This is a genomic window from Shewanella sp. 1311, assembly GCF_059338235.1.
Map to the genome: position 1 here is coordinate 3,439,536 of NZ_CM181686.1, position 17,723 is coordinate 3,457,258.

General features: G+C 45.7%; 13 protein-coding genes, 1 tRNA gene and 1 pseudogene. 8 read left to right on the forward strand and 7 right to left on the reverse strand.

All coding sequences use genetic code 11. The annotated features are described in order from the left end of the window. Positions 1–44: 44 nt before the first annotated feature. Complete coding sequence (locus tag AC5YB3_RS15435; RefSeq protein ID WP_006083021.1) at positions 45–1,217, forward strand: PQQ-dependent sugar dehydrogenase; 1,173 nt, start codon at positions 45–47, stop codon at positions 1,215–1,217. Continuing rightward, on the forward strand, positions 1,210–3,486 hold the full coding sequence (gene parC / locus AC5YB3_RS15440) for a DNA topoisomerase IV subunit A (protein ID WP_012586831.1): 2,277 nt from the start codon (positions 1,210–1,212) through the stop codon (positions 3,484–3,486). The genes AC5YB3_RS15435 and parC overlap by 8 nt, the downstream gene beginning before the upstream one ends. Before the next feature lie 176 nt (positions 3,487–3,662). On the opposite strand, the gene AC5YB3_RS15445 is transcribed toward parC, so the two are convergent. Together AC5YB3_RS15445 and AC5YB3_RS15450 are read right to left on the reverse strand one after the other, a co-directional pair. Then, positions 3,663–4,718, reverse strand: coding sequence for a porin (locus AC5YB3_RS15445; RefSeq protein WP_006083019.1), 1,056 nt, complete (start codon positions 4,716–4,718; stop codon positions 3,663–3,665). 435 nt (positions 4,719–5,153) lie between these two features. After that, positions 5,154–6,220, reverse strand: a pseudogene (locus AC5YB3_RS15450) (porin). Between the two features lie 426 nt (positions 6,221–6,646). Between AC5YB3_RS15450 and tcdA the strand changes: the two are divergent. Next, positions 6,647–7,456 (forward strand): tRNA cyclic N6-threonylcarbamoyladenosine(37) synthase TcdA, encoded by an 810-nt coding sequence (tcdA, locus tag AC5YB3_RS15455; protein ID WP_347672934.1) that lies wholly within the window; start codon positions 6,647–6,649, stop codon positions 7,454–7,456. 87 nt (positions 7,457–7,543) lie between these two features. Here the strand turns inward: tcdA and AC5YB3_RS15460 are convergent, their stop codons facing one another. After that, positions 7,544–9,175, reverse strand: coding sequence for an ATP-binding protein (locus tag AC5YB3_RS15460; protein ID WP_494525659.1), 1,632 nt, complete (start codon positions 9,173–9,175; stop codon positions 7,544–7,546). 168 nt (positions 9,176–9,343) lie between these two features. Between AC5YB3_RS15460 and AC5YB3_RS15465 the strand changes: the two genes are divergently transcribed. Next, positions 9,344–9,955, forward strand: coding sequence for a superinfection exclusion B family protein (locus AC5YB3_RS15465; RefSeq protein ID WP_006083015.1), 612 nt, complete (start codon positions 9,344–9,346; stop codon positions 9,953–9,955). A 142-nt stretch (positions 9,956–10,097) separates the two neighbouring features. Here AC5YB3_RS15465 and AC5YB3_RS15470 read toward each other — a convergent pair whose 3' ends face one another. Next, positions 10,098–10,229, reverse strand: a complete 132-nt coding sequence (locus AC5YB3_RS15470; protein WP_006083014.1) for a DUF3149 domain-containing protein — start codon at positions 10,227–10,229, stop codon at positions 10,098–10,100. Between the two features lie 314 nt (positions 10,230–10,543). On the opposite strand from AC5YB3_RS15470, the gene AC5YB3_RS15475 reads away from it, so the two are divergent. Beyond that, positions 10,544–12,133 carry a bacteriohemerythrin gene (locus AC5YB3_RS15475; protein ID WP_494525660.1) on the forward strand — a complete coding sequence of 530 codons (1,590 nt, stop codon included), beginning with the start codon at positions 10,544–10,546 and terminating at the stop codon, positions 12,131–12,133. Between the two features lie 146 nt (positions 12,134–12,279). Further along, positions 12,280–12,366: transfer RNA gene (locus tag AC5YB3_RS15480), tRNA-Leu, on the forward strand. 74 nt (positions 12,367–12,440) lie between these two features. Here AC5YB3_RS15480 and modC read toward each other — a convergent pair. The 3 genes from modC to modA are packed head-to-tail and all read right to left on the reverse strand — an operon-like array spanning position 12,441 to position 15,035. Continuing rightward, the gene (modC, locus tag AC5YB3_RS15485) at positions 12,441–13,526 is read right to left on the reverse strand and encodes a molybdenum ABC transporter ATP-binding protein ModC (protein ID WP_494525661.1); all 1,086 of its coding nucleotides are present in this window, start codon (positions 13,524–13,526) and stop codon (positions 12,441–12,443) included. Then, the gene (gene modB, locus AC5YB3_RS15490) at positions 13,520–14,242 is read right to left on the reverse strand and encodes a molybdate ABC transporter permease subunit (RefSeq protein ID WP_071938613.1); all 723 of its coding nucleotides are present in this window, start codon (positions 14,240–14,242) and stop codon (positions 13,520–13,522) included. Before modB ends, modC begins: the two co-directional genes overlap by 7 nt. A 1-nt stretch (position 14,243) precedes the next feature. Next, the gene (gene modA, locus AC5YB3_RS15495) at positions 14,244–15,035 is read right to left on the reverse strand and encodes a molybdate ABC transporter substrate-binding protein (RefSeq protein ID WP_494525662.1); all 792 of its coding nucleotides are present in this window, start codon (positions 15,033–15,035) and stop codon (positions 14,244–14,246) included. Between the two features lie 205 nt (positions 15,036–15,240). Between modA and AC5YB3_RS15500 the strand changes: the two genes are divergently transcribed. Together AC5YB3_RS15500 and AC5YB3_RS15505 are read left to right on the forward strand one after the other, a co-directional pair. Further along, positions 15,241–16,020 (forward strand): TOBE domain-containing protein, encoded by a 780-nt coding sequence (locus tag AC5YB3_RS15500; RefSeq protein ID WP_494525663.1) that lies wholly within the window; start codon positions 15,241–15,243, stop codon positions 16,018–16,020. Between the two features lie 469 nt (positions 16,021–16,489). Then, entirely contained in the window at positions 16,490–17,722 is a 1,233-nt protein-coding gene (locus AC5YB3_RS15505) for an efflux RND transporter periplasmic adaptor subunit (RefSeq protein WP_494525664.1), read from the forward strand. Position 17,723: the final 1 nt, after the last annotated feature.

Consider the following 17,723-nt stretch of genomic DNA (forward strand, 5'->3'; position numbering starts at 1 on the left):
TATATTGCCGATAACAATAAAACATAGGCATAAAGAAAATTACAATGTTGTGTATTAAAACTAATAATTATAATTGCTTAAAGGTGTTTTCTGCCGGTTTTACGCTCCTAGCGAGTGTAACGTTATTGTTCTGCAATAGCGCCTTTGCGGGGTCCCAATCGATCATGATTACCGTCGCTAAGGGGTTTGGCTTATCGCTATATGCCTCGGATATTGGGGATGCTAAGCAAATGGCGATGGGCGCGAATGGCACTTTATTTGTCGGCTCCCATAAGAGCGGCACTATTCATGCTTTAGTCGATAGCAATCAAGATGGTCGTGTCGATAAGCGCTACGTGATAGCCAAAGGGCTTGAATCACCCGATGCGATTGCATTTCACAATGGCGACTTATATGTCGCCACTGAAAATCAGATAGTGCGCTTTGTTGATATTGAGCAAAGATTGCGCCGCCCGAGTCGACCCAAAGAAATCTACAGTGACTTGCCTTACTCTGAGAAGAAGAGTTCTCGGTCTATTAATTTTGGTCCAGATGGTCGCTTATACGTGTCTATTGGTGCGCCCTGTAATGTCTGTGAAGCGCCAGTGCCTTACAGCAGTATCATAGCAATCAATATCGATACTGGCGCGAGTGAGCAGATTGCGGCCGGTGTACGTGATGCGAGTGGGTTTGATTGGTCGCCGCTTGACGAAAAATTATGGTTTGCCGATCAAGGCCGTGATTGGATGGGAGATAACCTGCCACCCGATGAGATTAACCGCGTCGATGTGATAGGGAGTCATTATGGCTTCCCTTACTTACATGCCAGTACTGTGGTTGAGCCTGCCTATGAAAAGCCAAAAAATCTAAAAATTACGCTGCCAGTATATGAACTGCCAGCCCATGTTGCACCCACAGGGCTCGCATTTTATCGCGGCAGTCAATTTCCAAATATTTACCATAATCAGTTGTTTGTCGCCGAAAATGGCTCGTGGAATCGTTCGAGTAAAGTCGGTTACCAAGTGGTTATGCTTAAGATTGAAGATCAAAAAGTGGTGAGTCGTGAAACGGTTGTCAGTTTCCTTGACGGTGAATTTCCCGTCGCTCGTCCCTTTGCGCTGTTATCGGCAGCCGACGGTGCTATGTACATCTCAGATGATTTAAAAGGTAACGTGTATCGCTTGTTCTACAAGGGCGATAGTACTGAAGAACCACAGGAACTAGAAGAAAATGAGTGACGCTATCAAGTTAAGTCTCGATGGGGTAGAGCAAATGCCATTACGGCGCTTTACCGAAGAGGCTTATCTGAACTATTCCATGTACGTCATTATGGACCGAGCCCTGCCACACATTGGTGATGGGCTTAAACCGGTACAGCGTCGAATTATTTATGCGATGAGTGAGTTAGGTTTATCGGCTCAATCTAAGCATAAAAAGTCGGCCCGTACGGTCGGTGACGTATTGGGTAAATACCATCCCCACGGCGATAGCGCCTGTTATGAGGCTATGGTATTGATGGCGCAGCCATTCTCCTATCGCTATCCGTTAGTCGATGGTCAAGGTAACTGGGGGGCGCCCGATGATCCTAAGTCATTTGCGGCGATGCGTTACACCGAAGCGCGTTTATCTAAATTCTCCGAAGTGCTGCTCAGCGAGCTGGGGCAAGGCACGGTCGAGTGGGGCGCTAACTTTGATGGCACGTTAAAAGAGCCAAAAGTACTGCCGGCACGTTTACCGCATATTTTACTTAATGGTATTACCGGTATTGCGGTGGGCATGGCGACGGATATTCCGCCGCATAACGTCAGGGAATTAGTCTCCGCTTGCGTGGCATTGCTTGATGATCCTAAGCTTGATCTCGAGCAATTGATGGCCTTTGTACCTGGGCCTGATTATCCGACCGAAGCCGAGATCATTACCCCGTCTGCCGATATTGCAAAGATTTATGAATCGGGCCGTGGGTCATTAAGAGCGCGCGCGGTTTACACCGTCGATGGTGGTGAAATAATCATTACTGCGCTGCCGCATCAAGCCAGTAGCGGGAAAATTTTAGAGCAAATCGCCGGTCAAATGCAGGCGAAGAAATTGCCTATGGTGGCCGATTTACGCGATGAGTCGGATCATGAAAACCCTGTGCGGCTGGTGGTCGTGCCGCGCTCAAATCGTGTCGATTGCGATCAGTTAATGGCGCATTTGTTTGCTACCACGGATTTAGAAAAGAGCTTTAGAGTTAACTTAAACGTGTTGGGTCTTGATGGCCGTCCACGGGTTAAAGGGCTAAAAACCTTATTAACTGAGTGGTTAGAGTTCCGCGTTGATACGGTTAAACGTCGTTTGGAATACCGTTTAGATAAAGTCGTGTCGCGGTTACACATACTCGAAGCTTTGATGATCGCTTTCCTCAACATTGATGAAGTGATTGAGATTATTCGTTTTCACGATGAGCCTAAAGCCGAGTTAATGGCCCGTTTCTCACTCAGTGATAAACAAGCTGAATCGATCCTCGAGTTAAAGTTACGTCATTTAGCGAAGTTAGAAGAATTTAAGATCACGGCTGAGCAGAATGAGCTTGAAGCCGAGCGCGAGAAACTCGAGCAGTTATTGGGCTCAGAGCGTCGCTTGAAGACCTTGATCAAGAAAGAATTAATTCAAGATGCCGAAACCTACGGTGATGATCGTCGCTCTCCAATAGTGCTGCGCAACGAGTCTCGCGCCTTAACGGAACAAGAGTTAACGCCGACTGAGGCTGTGACAGTGGTCTTGTCTGAGAAAGGTTGGGTGCGTTGTGCTAAGGGCCATGATATCGATCCATTATCGCTCTCCTATAAGTCTGGCGACCAATATCTGTGTAGCGCCATCGGGCGTAGTAATCAGGCGGCGGTGTTTATTGATTCGTCTGGGCGGGCATTTGCGACCGACAGTCATACTTTACCATCGGCACGCAGCCAAGGTGAGCCTATCACGACTCGCTTCAATATGGCGCCTGGCGAAACCATGCAGCATGTATTGATGGGTGAGGAAGACCAATGTTACCTGTTGGCAACTGACGCGGGTTACGGTTTTATTTGCTCGTACAATGATATGGTGTCGCGCAATAAGGCGGGTAAGGCCTTGCTGAGTTTGCCGACAAACGCTAAGTCATTAACGCCTAAGTTGATTGATCGCACGAAGGAAATGTCGCTCTTGGCGATCACGAACGAAGGTCGAATGTTGTTGTTCTCCCTTGAAGCCTTACCGCAATTATCTAAGGGTAAAGGTAACAAGATTATCGGCATCCCTACGGAAAGAGCCAAGAATCGTGAAGAGCTGATGACGCACTTACAATTAGTGCCGAGTGATACGCCAGTCACCTTGTGGGCGGGTAAGCGTAAGCTCACTCTTAAGCCTAGCGATCTTGAGCATTATCGTGGTGAACGTGGTCGTCGTGGCGCTAAGTTGCCTAGAGGCTTACAACGTGTCGATAGTGTTGAATTAGGTGACGGCGGCGAGCCATTACCGAGCATCTAATACCTTGATGGACTCAAGGTTTTGAAGCATTAAAGACATAAATGAAAGCCACCTGAGTTTACTTGGGTGGTTTTTTTGTTTTTATCGCCTGAGTCTCGACCGTTTATTCGATTCGAGACATAAAAAAACCTACTGTATCGCTACAGTAGGTTTTTAATTATATCTTGGTTAAGAGATTAGAAGTCGTAACGTACGCCTACAGTGAAGATGTTATCATCTTCCAAATTCACTTTAGCTACAGTAGTTTTATAATCACCTTCATACATAGCATAGTGGCCATAAACCATTGTAGATTTAGAAATACGATAATCTGCACCAATAGTAATGTTTTGAACGCTCACATCACTTACATCAGCAGTTGCTGCTGTCTTTTTAAGGTCGATTCCAGAAGCATTTTTGAAGTAACTACCGAAACCAGCTTCATCAACGCCATACTCAGCTTTAAGATTTACACCGTTTAGGTTGTAAGAAATGTTAACTAAATAGGTATTACCATCAACAGAGTTATCTAGAATACTTTCAGAATTTTGTAGTAAGCCACCTACTTTAAAGTCGCCAAATTTTGCTTGAGCTACAAATCGGTATGCATCTACAGAGTCAATTGCTTTGTTATAAGCAACTGCTGCGTAATAGTTTTGTTCTTTGAATTTGCTATCACCAAGAGTCGCGCTTAAAGCATATTGGCTGTCAGTAGAGGCTTGGTTATCTTCTATTAAGTAGGTAGCATTTACAGTAACCAATTGAGCGATTTTTGGTGAGTAGTACCATACACCGTCAGCGCTACGTGTTTGAGCTGGTAATAGACGATCCATATCAGCGTTAAAGTTACCAAATAAATCAATACCACCTTCGGATTGTTTAAATACGGTATCGTTACGGCCAACTAACACTGAACCAGCATTGGTTTTTAAGCCTAAGAAAGTGTTACGTGCTTTGAATACAACATCATCACCGCTTTTATCTTTTGTTTGAGTTGTATTTTCTACTTGAAACTCCATTTGATAAATAATGTCGTAGCCGTCAGCAATTTTCTCACTACCTTTAACACCAAGGTTAGAAAAGTTGTTTTCAAGTACAGTACCTTCTTTACCATTCTGTGTGGTATAGCCTTTATCTGAATTAGTAACAGATAAATCTAAACGACCATAGAAGCTTGGGCCTTCGGCTAGCGCACCGAATGAAGCCAATGCCAATACTGATGCAACTGATGCAGAGATGAATGTCTTTTTCATGTTTTGTGCTCCCTCGAACCTAAGTTCTTTTCCATTTTTCATGGTTTTTGTGTGGTTTAACGCATTTGTCACCTGAGTCGGTAACAAAGTTGCAGCCGATTTTTACAGTTTTACGACTCGCAGGCTGTGGTGCAGATCATGTTTTTGGCTCTCCTTGTCCATATTCGGGCTATTTCTAGGATATTTCCTTATACCTTGACTGCAAATTTACCTGAAAGGTGCAAAACTGTATTTTTCACTTACTACTTAAGTGGTAGGTAAGGCGGATTGCCTTAGACAGTGGGTCGGCGAGGGTAACTGTAGCATATACTAATACTGTAGCAAGTCTGTCATATCGGCTATGGATATGTGTTTGGGGACGATATCTAAGCAGAAAAAGCGGCCGGAGCCGCTTTTTTATCAAGAAATAACCTTGTGGTTAGTTGATTAATCTATTTAAAAATCAACGCGTAAACCAACAGTAAAGATGTTGTCATTCAGGTCTTGCTTCACATCAGCCAACATAAGATCGCCATCGAAGCGCGTGTAGTGACCATAGACCATAGTCTTAGTGCTCAGACGGTAATCGGCACCCACACTGAACTGTTGCAGGTCAACATCACGGACTTGTTCTAAGCCGCTGTTGTCTTGGTCACCGACATAACGGCTCACGTATTTACCTAAACCTGAGTCATCTTTGCCGTACATCATCTTCAATTTTAAGTCGCCAATTAAGTAAGCCGCGTTGACGAAGTAGGTATCACCTGAGAGATTGGCAAACTTATCATCCACATGTTCACTGTGTTGATATAAGGCACCTAAGATAACATCACCGAATTTAGCTTGGGCTACACCACGGTAGGCTTCGACATTATCAATACCATCGCTATAGGCGGCAGCGACATAGTAGTTTTGTGCTTTAAAGGCTTTATCCCCTAAGGTGGCGCTCAGAGCATACATGTGATCTTTGCTGTACACCTCGTCGCCATTGCTATCCACTTGATCATAGTTATCGCTCATCAGATAGGTGGCATTAAGCGTCACCAGATCGGCAATTTTAGGTGAATAGTAAGAAATGCCATCGGCGGAGCGAGTTTGGCCTGCAACCAGCAAGTCGATATCGGCGTTGGTGTTGCCGAAGAGATCGAAGCTACCTTCAGCTGATTTAAATACAGTGTCGTTACGGCCCACTAAGGCAGTACCAGCCGCACTTCTGATACCAAGGAAAGTATTACGGGCGTTGAACGTCTTGTTTGAGTTATCAAAGTTTTCGACGCCAAATTCCATTTGATAAATGATGTCAAAATAGGGGCTTACAGCTTCAGAACCTTTTACGCCTAACCATGAGAAGTTGTTTTCAAGGACAGTGCCGTCCTTTTGGTTCTGAGTTGCGTGACCTGTGTCTGAGTTGGTAATAGCAAGATCAGCATGACCATAGAATTCAGGGCCATCGGCGAGTGTGCTGTGAATGAATAGAGTGTGAGGCTATAAATAATAGCCGTAGTCAGCAGAGTCTTTTTCATCTTCATTTTCCTGTGCTTATCGCTGTTATATGCATGGATAACTTAAGTATCTATGCATGCTGTTGAGCTTTTGTGTGGCAAAGTCTGCACAGACTTTCAGTAATAAAGTGTGATCTGGATCAAGTTTCATATAAAGAGCGGTTTATTTAACATATTGTTTTACAAGTGAAATGCAGCTTTTTATTATGTTGATTACCGAGTTGTTCGGTCATGCATTATGAGTCTTTGCATTTATTACGCTTGCTTGGCAATCGTATCCTTTTGCATCTGGCGTTATGTGTCTGCTGATCTGATTTCGATTTATGTCCAGATCGTTTAGAATCCACCGCACATTTCTGGTGTTGCTATTAAGCTGCCCCTGTTGGCATCCATTCGATGCTAGGGCAAGCGCTCCTGCTGTTATTGGGTAATATAAGGTAAGTATTTATGACTGAGGCCTATCTAAATCGATTTGGCGGAATTGGCCGTTTGTATGGACAAAAGGCTCTGGCTAAATTTGCCACATCCCACGTGGTGGTGATTGGTATTGGTGGCGTAGGTACTTGGGCGGCAGAGGCCTTAGCGCGAAGCGGCATCGGACAGATAAGCTTGATGGATTTAGACGATATCTGTGTCACTAACACTAACCGTCAAATTCACGCGCTCAGTTCCACTATCGGCAACTCTAAAGTCGCTGTGATGGCGCAGCGGATCCGTGAAATTAATCCTGATTGCCAAGTGAATGAAATTGAAGATTTTATTACATTGGATAATCTAGGCGAGTATTTGCTCGGGGCTAAAGAGGGCGGCAACATTGATTATGTTATTGACTGTATTGATGCCGTTAAGCAAAAGGCTGCGTTAATTGCCTGGTGTAAGCGTCAAAAAATCAAGATTGTTACGGTAGGCGGTGCGGGTGGGCAGACAGATCCGACTCAAATTCAGTTAACTGATCTCGCTAAAACTTACCAAGATCCTTTGTTAGCCAAAGTGCGCAATATTTTGCGCCGCGAATATAACTTCTCTAAAAACGTGCAACGCCGATTTGCGATAGATGCGGTTTTTTCCAGTGAGCAGTTAGTTTATCCGCAAGCCGATGGCTCTGTTTGTGGTACTAAAGCGGCGGCCGATGGCAGTATGAGAATGGATTGTGCGTCAGGTTTTGGCGCTGTCACTATGGTCACAGGAACATTTGGCTTTGTGGCGGCAAGCCGAGTATTAGCACGCTTAGCACTGCAGGCTCAAGAAACGCTTTAAACAGTTAATGTTTTTCTACTGATGATTTCACCGCTCGTATGAGCGGTGAGTATCACTGCAATATTGTGTCATTCCACTGCGTTATATCTAGATATAAAAATCTTGTTGGCCATTGAGGACCGTAGGCTCGCATTGAGTGTACGGAAATTTGATATCAAATTGCGGGCCGCCAAGTGTTGAGTCTGCGCGATAACTCATAGTGCCTTTCAACAGTGTCGCGGCATTAAAGGCCGCTGATAATCCTAAGCCCGTGCCGCCTTTATTCCGATTCGTAGTGAAAAATGGCTCGAACATGTGTTCAGCGACATCGGCTGGAATTCCTAAGCCATTATTTTGAATGCTAATTAAAATCGACTCTTCGTCCACAGTGGCGCTGATTTGGATGAGATTATCTTCACGTCCTTGGAAAGCATGGGTAAAGGCGTTCGACAGAATATTGCTGACGATCTGATTCAATAAGCTGATATTGGTTTGAATATTGAGTGTGGGCTCTACGCTGATTTCAGTGACGGCGTTGACATGCGGATGCATAATTAATGTCGACTCTAAAATCTCGTGGAGTTGCTGACTTAAGTTACAAGGTTGGTGTTCTTCATGACTGCGATCGATGGCGATCGTTTTGAACTTTTGGATCAAACTACTGGCTTTGGTGATATTGCGGACAATGAGTTCGCAGCTTTCTTGATACTCATTAAGGATCTCATTGATCTCGTCTAAAGTGGCTTGATCGCTGTGGATCAGGTCGATCAGTTCTTCAATATGGCTGAGCTGCGCACTCGCCGCCGTCAAACAAATGCCAATCGGGGTGTTTATCTCGTGGGCAACGCCCGACACGAGTCCACCCAAGGCCGCCATTTTTTCTTGCTCAACTAACACCTGCTGCGCCCGTTTTAGCGCACTAAGGGATTGCTCTAACTCTATGGTTCTTTCTTTAACTTGTCTGGCGAGTTCTTCTTTATAGCTACGTTCGAGTTTGAGTAGCCGCTCTCTGTCTTCCAAGGCCGTTTGCAGTTCAGTCTTAGATTTCTTTAAGGCGCCAAAGGAGCTTCTCAGTTGCACTTGCATGCTGTTGATGGAGTCGGCGACTTGTTTGAACTCATCAATTTTTTCTTGGCGGGCAAATTGCAGAGGCTCGTATTCTTGATCTAGGTCGATATTTTTACAGTATTGGCTGAGTTTATCTAAGTGTTTGGTGATGTTGAACCATACTAAAAACAGAATAAATCCAGCAACTAAGAAGGTTTTTATTCCGTTAGAGAGCAAAATGATAATGGCTTTATCATACAAGCGCTGATAGATGGCATCGACATCGACTTGTATCTCGAGTGTGCCGACATTAATACTCTCGGTCGGGGATTTATAAACTAAAGGAAAGGTTTTATCTAAGGAGTGCTCTTGTTTTTGCACGCCGGCATTCCACGCTTGGCCGCTGTCATCTTTAATCGAAATATAGTTAATATCGGGCAGTTGAATTAAGCCATTGAGCTGAGTGTTAATGAGCCGCTCGTCAATCACCCAAATACTGGCGGCGAGCACATCTAAGTTCACCTTTTCCATATTGGAAAACACTCTGTCGATACGCACAACGTCATTGCGATAATCACTGATCAACTGATAGGCAGTAGTGATTAAGGTGATAACAGAGCTAAAAAGTACAATAGACAAGGTAAGGTGCCTGCCTATGGGACTTTTGATAAGTTGGCTAAAGAATGTCAGCATCTTAAATTTTCTTTATGCAATAGCGGCTTGAGATGCTTATAAGCATAGACCTACAGCTCCAGAAAGTGCATTTTCTTGCGAATAAAATCAACGAAATATCTCTTCATTTATGGCATTGAATTTGCTTATTAGCCGATAAGTTCAATTTTTTGTCACTGGGATAGCACTATGTTTAAACTCAAGCTGGATTCAGTTAAGTTTGTTAGTCCAAAGAAAATGATGTTCAGGGTCATGCTGTGGCTAATGGTGAGTTGTACTGTCTTACTCCTTATTCCCCCGAACGTGTTGGCAGTGCTGGCGCTCGATAAATTTGTGCCGGAACATGCACAGTTTGTTGGATTAGGCCTAATCATATCTATCGCCTATTTTTTGAGCCAGTTGATTAACTTAGGCTTAGATGAATCAATTCGTCATTTAAGTGATAAGCGCGTTATTGAGACGATTGAAGCTAAAGTGAACCTGCTTGATCCCGCAGAGCGAGCGTTAGTCAGAGAGTTCTTTCTTCAGGGCGCCACAATTTTGACTCTGCCGCAAAATGAAACCGCAGTGAAAAGTTTATTGAATGCCTGCATCTTAGAAAAACTCGGTAACGAGCGCCATTATGCGATTCAGGGACCGACAGCCGACTATAAGATTGCCATGAAAGCCCGCATGTATCTCAACCGCGATGTGCTGCGTTTGCCTGCAGGTGAGCCGAGCCAAGAAGAGATGCAGTCGTTGATTAAAGCGCGTCCGCAATTTTTAAATGGTCTGGTACAAAACAGAAAACACGCTGCATAGGCGTGTTTTGTCTCGCTCGGATGAGTGCTGGCTTTAGATGAGTTGCAGTATTCTGAAAAGCGAGACAACAAAAAATGGGGGTGATAAAAACCCCCTAGATTTTGCATTTATACAAGAACATGAAGAACAACTGGAGCAAAAACTATTGTTTCGGTGCCGACTTCACAATGAACATCCAAGTGATATAAGACACTATCCCTATTGTGCTAAAGATAACGATCATTGAAAGTAAGCCTATGGGGTTACCAAACATTAGATCTAACCAAAATGCCATGACTGAAATCCTCTTTCCTGTGAAGTCCTCTCTAAATTAGCGGTATTCGATAGCTAAAATACTGATCTTGATCAATAAAGAATCGACATAGGAATACAAAGTCATAACCCTTAGTTAACTCTGTGATCTTGGTCATATTCCTGTGGGTGTTTAACTGGGATGAGTTCAAATAATTTAGCTTTGTTTGTTCTTCAGTTAGCGTCTAGGATTAATCTACTTAACCAGATCGATATTTTTTTATCGCACCATGCTATTTATTTGTTCTTGTTTTTTTAGATGAATGCTGTGATATCAGTTTTTTAAAGGAGTAAAAAATGGATTCTAATAAAAGTCGCAAGGATTCAATGGGATATAATTCTATCTTTGCGCCACTGCTGTTGCTGATTTATCCACTCTATTGTTTAGTGATCACAGGGCACTTTGTCGCCATCCTGTGTTTAAGCGCGCTCGCTGGCATTTTAATGTTCAACATCAATAAATTAATTCGCAATTTAAGACAGCTTGAACGTGCCGCCCATCATTTAGGCGAGGGGGATTTAAGCTATCAATTAGAAGAGAAAGATGCGGGCGTGTTCATTAAGGTCGTGCATAGTATCAACCGCATGGGCGAGGATGTAAGCCGCACGATTCTATCTTTGACTGATACCTGCGAAGGGATGAAAAAAGTGGCCTCGGATATCAAGGTCATCAGTGAGCAGGCAAAACAAGGCGTGTTAGAGCAAGAGCACCAAACGGAACTGGCCGCCAGTGCGATGACGCAAATGGTTTCAAGCGTGCAAGCGGTATCGCAAAATGCCGTGAGTGCGGCCAAGGCTGCCGATATTGCCCAAAGTTCTGCCAAGCATGGCGACCAAATCATGAATGGCATAGTGACTAAAATTGGCGCTATGTCAGCACAGATCCATGACACTCGAACTGTAATTGAACACTTGGCCGCCGACAGTAACAATATCAGTAGCATTATCGAAACGATTTCGCAGGTGGCTGAGCAAACCAACTTACTCGCCTTAAACGCCGCCATTGAAAGTGCGAGAGCCGGTGAGCATGGTCGCGGCTTTGCCGTTGTCGCCGATGAAGTGCGTAATCTTGCGAAACGGACATCTGAAGCCACGGTTGAAATCCAACAACAAATCGCCGCATTACAAAAAGGTGCACAACATGGCGTTGAAGTCATGTTGAAAAACGTGGTCATTGCCGACGAAACCGCTGAGATGGTGAATCAAGCCCACAGCGCGCTCGGACAAATCGTCACGCAGGTGGAGACCATTACCGATATGTCCCATCAAATCGCCACGGCATCGGGGCAACAACACACAGTTGCTGAAGAAATTAATAAAAATATCACTGTGATGGCAGAGCTCGCCCTGAGTAATGCGTCCCACACCAACAACACTAACTTATCGAGTTTGAAAGTGTATAACATGTCGCAGGAAATCGGCTCCTTGCTGCACCGATTCCATGTGAATGCGGCATTCTTTAACTCGAGTCAGGCACAAAATAAACTGTTTGTGAAATGGGGGCCTGAGTTAGACATAGGAATGCCAGAGATCAATCGTCAACATCAACGATTAGTGTCGCTGATCAATGAACTGCATCGCACATTAAACGAAGAGTATGGACTCGAAGCCATCAAACGTATCGTGCAAGGGCTGGTGGATTACACCGCCAATCACTTTGCCTATGAAGAAGAGCTCTTTGCCCGTTTTGGTTACCCACAAACCGACAGTCATAAGGATAAACACGGCAAGTTAGTCGGGCAAGTACTTGATTTTCAAAAGCGGGTTGTAAAAGGGGAAGATGTTGCCGACGAATTAATGACTTTCTTGAAGGCTTGGTTGGTTAACCATATCCAAAAAAGTGATAAAGAATATACCGCCTTTTTGTTATCCCATGGCGCAGAATAACCCCAAGAGCATGATTTTTGAGCGGTTAAATGCAATTTGTATTAAAGTCGCGGCAAAAGACTTGCCATTGTCATGGGCAAAGGTATAATTCCCAGCACTTAGAGACAGCCAGTTGTTTTGATTGCTTCTAAGTGCATACTTGATATGCCAGTGTGGTGAAATCGGTAGACACACGGGATTCAAAATCCCGCGCCCTTAAAAGCGTGCCAGTTCGAGTCTGGCCACTGGTACCAAATCCTTCTTAATGAAGGAACTAAACCGACCTAGCGTCGGTTTTTTTGTACCTGAAATTTGGCAGTAGGTCGATTTAGTGGGATTCGGCGATATCCATTTGCGTCATAGTCACACCTTTGATTTGTGCATAAATCGCTTTGCCATGGGTGAGTTGCAGTTCATCGCAGGCCCAAGGTGTGATGTTGGCCCAAAGTTCATCGCGGCCTAGGGCGATTTTTAATTGGATTTGCTCACCATTATCGCTGGGGTATAAGTCTTTAATTTCTCCCTTCAATAGATTACGGATACTCGACCCTTTGGGGATTTCGGTGCAAACCGAGACATGGTTTGCCTGAATACGCACTTTGAGTTTCTTAGTCGTTTCAGCCAGATAACCGCTTACCCATAGATGGTTACCATCATCCATCACGAGTCGCGTCATGGGGTAGTCGGGATGTCTGTCGGCAACCTTAGCACTGAGGAGTGAGCTGAGTTCCTGCAATGGCACCCAAGGGCGCATTTGCTCGCTATTCCACACTTCACTTAAGGCCCCTTGGGCGATCAATTTTCCCTGATGCAGCACCAGCATATAATCCGCCAGTTGTAAGATCTCATCTAGGCTGTGGCTCACATACACTATCGGCAGTTTTAGTTCCTGCGATAAGGTTTGCAGGTAGGGCAGTAACTCGCGTTTACGGGGTAAATCGAGTGACGCCAGCGGCTCATCCATCAACAGCATGTCGGGCGATGTTAGCAGGGCACGGCCAATGGCAACCCGTTGTTTTTCTCCGCCCGATAGCGTGCTGGGATAGCGATTGAGCAGTTTTTCAATTCCCAGTAACTGCACAATTCTATCGAATAACATTGGGTTGGCTTTACGCACACCATAGTTGAGATTGCCCTTCACGCTATAGTGTGGAAACAGCCGTGCCTCTTGAAATACATAGCCAATATGGCGCTTTTCTGGGGGAAGGTTCACTTTGCCTTGCTGATAAAGCAGTTTGTCACCGAGGCGGATTTCACCGTTATCTGGGGTCGAAAGCCCGCCGAGCAGGTTCACGAGCGAGGTTTTACCCGCACCCGAGCGGCCAAAAACGGCTGTCACGCCTTGCAATGGCAATTGGGTATCGACTTTTAGTTGCAGTTGTCCGAGCCGTTTTTCAATATTGATTGTTAACATACGCTTGCCGTCCTCTGCAGGGCTTTTTTACTCAGCCATTGGGAAGCGAGTAAAGACGCGAGCGCGATCACTATCGAGATAATGCACAGGCGCATGGCCTGATATTCGGCCCCTGGGGTTTCAATAAAAGAGTACATGGCGAGCGGAATCGTACGGGTTTCACCGGGGATATTAGAAACGAAGGTAATGGTCGAACCAAATTCCCCTAGGCTTCGGGCAAAGGCGATAATCATCCCCGACACTATCCCTGGAGAGGTGAGCGGCAGTGTGATGGTGAGAAATACCCGCCATCGACTGCTACCTAAAGTGCGTGCGGCCTGCTCGAGTCGAATATCAACGGTTTCAAAGGATTGGCGTATGGCTCTGACCATCAGCGGGAATGACACTATCGCCGCCGCGAGGGCCGCTCCGCGCCAACTAAAGCTAAAACTGATGCCAAACCAATTAAATAACCACTGGCCGATAAAACCTTGGCGGCCCATGCTGATCAGCAAGAGGTAACCCACTACCACGGGTGGTAACACCAGTGGTAGATGGAGCACACTGTCAAATATAGCCTTGCCAGGAAACTCGACCCTGGCCAGCACCCAAGCGCATAAAATGCCCAAGGGTAAACTGGCGATAACGGCAACGGATGACACCTTTAAGCTGAGCAGCAGTGCGGCAATTTCATAGTCGCTTAAAAGAGAGCCGCTTAGTAGAGAACCACTCAGCACCCTAATTCACTCCAAAGCCATATTTTTCAAACACATTTTTTGCGCTTGGGCCTTGCAGATACTCATTGAACGCTTTGGCGCTTGCCGTCGATTCTTGTTTGACTAAGGCGATAGGGTATTCAATTGGGCTGTAGCTCGTCTCTGGGAAGGTGGCCACGATTTTGATCTTCTGGGCGACTTTCGCATCGGTTGAATACACTATGCCTAGCGGCGCTTCGCCCTGTTCAACTAAGGCGAGGGCGGCGCGGACATTGTTAGCGCGGGCGAGTAAGGGCTCAGTAGCTTGCCACAGCTTGAGATTCTCGAGGGCTTGCTTGGCATATTGTCCTGCGGGCACATGATCAGGATCGCCAACGGCCATACGGCTGCCTTTTAATGCGGTTTTGATATCCCAATCGCCATTGAGCACCACCTCTGTGATGGGGCTATTTTTTTCTGCAATCAAGACTAAGGTGTTTTTTAGCAAGGTTTTACGGCTGTTAACATCGACCGCTTTGGCCTCGACCAGATAATCCATCCACTTTTGATTGGCCGAGACAAACAGATCGGCGGGCGCACCATTAGCCACTTGTTTTGCCAGTGTTGAAGAAGAGGCGAAGGAGAAGACCACCTTAGTATTGTGTTCTTTTTCATATTGCTGGCCGATTTCGTTAAGTGCATTGGTGAGTGATGCCGCAGCAAAAACAGTTACTTGCTCATCGTCTGCCGCAAAACTTGGGCTAGATGTCAGTGCCATTGTGAATAATGAAGCCGTGGTAAAACGCAGCAATTGCTTAAGGTGAATGGATTTCATTGTGTTCCTCCGTGATAAAAAGTGATCGTTATATACCAATCTATATATCGATTATTCAAGCCCTAAGCAATCAATTAGTGATCTGTGTGCGGTTTCTTGCGGATTAATGGCATTAATCCGCTGAAATATCTCGTCAATCTTATTGGTATCCTCAAGGTGATGAAGGACAATAGGGCTCAAGTCAGACTTGGGTGCGGGATAAACGATGGATTTACATGCATTACTTACGCTTTCCCTTGGGGATAAGCCCTTCGCTAATCCTAGGCGGATAAGCCTGCTCGAGCAGGTCGCCAGCACAGGCTCGATAAGCCAAGGCGCCAAGCTTGCGGGGATCAGTTATAAAGCGGCGTGGGACGCGATCAATGAGATGAACACCGCCATGCCCGAACCCGTAGTGTGTAGCGAAAAGGGCGGCAAAGGCGGTGGCGGCGCTAAACTCACCGAATTTGGCGAGCGTTTGCTTAAGGTGTATTCCATCACCTCCCAAGTACAAGAAATGGCTTTGGCTGCCTTGCTCGATGAGTCCGTCGACATGCACAGTTTATTGGATGTGATGGCGCATTTCTCCCTCAATACTAGTGCCCGTAATCAGTTAACGGCTCGTATCAATGGCATTGATTCATTTGGATTAAATGACGAAATCAGCGTGGTCTTAGCGGGCGGACAACAGATTCAGATTTCAGTGACCCATTCGAGCCGCGAACGCTTGCAGTTAGCCATGGATAAATCTGTGTTGTTACTGTTTAAAGCGCCCGCTGTACTGGCGACGACTCATGCTTGCGAAGTAGATGGGCAAAATTGCCTCAGCGGCCGTTTGCTGAGCGTGACTGAACTTGGCGATAAGGCCGAATTAGCCATAGATATTGATGGCAAAGACATCATCTATTCAGTGATGCCACTGACTCAAACGCAGGCGTTGGCTGTCGGCGAACCATGTTTCGCTTGTTTTGATGCCACGCAGGTGATCCTTGCCAGCATGAATTAGCCGAATGAAGTGATTCATTCGGTTAATCATTGGGTTATTCACTGGGAATCGCCAGTACTTGGCGTAATTGTTGTCGAATGGGATCGTTCGTTTTTGTATTTAAATCGACATCAAAGTCATAAGACTTCACCCCACGACCTTGATCTTTCTTGAAAAAGAATTAAATGAAGTTTGTATATCTAGATTCGTTTGCATGGCAGAACTACCACAAGTAGCACAATCATAGAACGTCGAACCCCTACAATTTACCGCCTAACGATTTGGTATCGCACTAAATCGGCATTGCTACCTAATACTCAGCCGTGCTTCCCTTGCAAATTTCTACACAGATATTTGCAAATCTTTACCTGTTAACGACACTTCCTTCGTCTACTGTCTTTGGCTAACTCTATATACTGTTGGAACAATTTCTGTTCCTTAGCAAGATGCATGCTTGCTGTCTTTAGCATTGATGGACACGACAATACCGATGAAAAAATCCTCAAAGCGTAAATTGCTGCTCGCGTTAAGCGGCTTAATCCTCCTGAGTGGCGGTGCTTATTTTATGTGGCATAAGCCTGAAACGGCACCTGCCTATGTGACAGAAGCGGTGCGCCGTGGCGATATCGAAAACTCAGTGCTGGCCAATGGCATGTTGCAGGCCTCTAAACTGGTGAGTGTGGGTGCGCAGGTATCGGGGCAAATCTTAAGTTTGCCGCTGGCACTGGGGGATGAAGTAAAGAAAGGCGATTTGATTGCTCAGATTGACAGTCTAGCGCAGCAGAATAATTTGAAGGATGCCCTCGCATCACTCAAGAGTATCAATGCCCAGTTCCGCGCTAAACAGGCGCAGATCCGCCAAGCCAAGTTGGAGTTTAGCCGCCAGCAGCAAATGCTTGCCGACAAGGCCAGTTCCCGCGCAGATTATGAAGTGGCCGATGCTAATTTAACGGTTTATCAAGCCGAGCTTGAGCAATTAGAAGCGCAAAAACAACAGGCTGAGATTAACGTCGACAGTGCCCGAATCGATTTAGGTTATACCAAAATCACCGCGCCTATGGATGGCACTGTGGTGTATTCGGCGGTGGAAGTGGGGCAAACCGTTAACGCCAATCAAACGACGCCGACAATCGTGGAAATGGCGCAGCTCGATACCATGACAGTTAAAGCACAGATTTCCGAAGCCGATGTCGTCAATGTCCATCCGGGTCAAGCCGTGTATTTCACGGTTCTTGGCAAACCGAATCATCCCTACCGAGGCATCTTAAGGGCGATTGAGCCTGGACCGATTTCGATGGATGGCGACGATAGTAATATGAGCTCTAGCGACTCAGACGCCATTTATTACCATGGGTTATTTGATGTTGAAAACCCTGACCGCACCTTGCGTATCGGCATGACGGCGCAGGTATCCATAGTGTTAGCTAAGGCCGATGATGCGCTATTAGTGCCTGCGCAAATATTACGTATAAAGCCGAGGGAGAAATCCGCGGCGCCAGAGGCTAAGTCTGGCGAGCGTAAAGCCCGCAGTGGCCCGCAATATCAAGTGCCTGTGTTAGTTGATAACCAAGTGCAATATGTGGATGTCACGGTTGGGATCAACAACAAAATCAATGCCGAAATCACCACTGGTTTGAAGGAGGGCGATCAAGTCGTGCTTGGCATGCCGTCCGCCGATGATGGCAGCAGCAAATTCCGTCGTCCACCTAGCGTGAGGTTTTAAC